This window comes from Devosia alba (genome assembly GCF_039938915.1).
In the GTDB taxonomy this organism is placed as follows: Bacteria; Pseudomonadota; Alphaproteobacteria; order Rhizobiales; family Devosiaceae; genus Devosia; species Devosia alba.
Genome location: NZ_JBDUUI010000100.1, coordinates 1 through 262, shown reverse-complemented (window position 1 = coordinate 262; position 262 = coordinate 1). Strand labels below are relative to the sequence as shown.

General features: G+C 58.8%; 1 pseudogene. It reads right to left on the bottom strand.

The features are described 5' to 3' along the window. A pseudogene (locus ABFY71_RS18935) lies at positions 1–262 on the bottom strand (protein translocase subunit SecF); the annotation flags it as partial.

Below are 262 nucleotides of genomic sequence, written 5' to 3'. Positions count from 1 at the left end.
TCAGGGGACGGTGCAGGGTCCGGGTCAACGACACGTTAAAGATTCCGTACGGGGCACCGCGCCGGATCTTACGGAAGTTTCCACGGCTACGGTCAGATACCACGATACTGTCGTTCAGTGAGTAACCGATAACGGACATCAGGGATGCCACGATTGTCAGGTCAACCTCAATGTGGAACAGCGACAGAACCCCCATGGTGATCACCACGTCGTGCGCCAGGGCGATAACCACCCCGGCCGCCAGTCGCCACTCGAAGCGGAA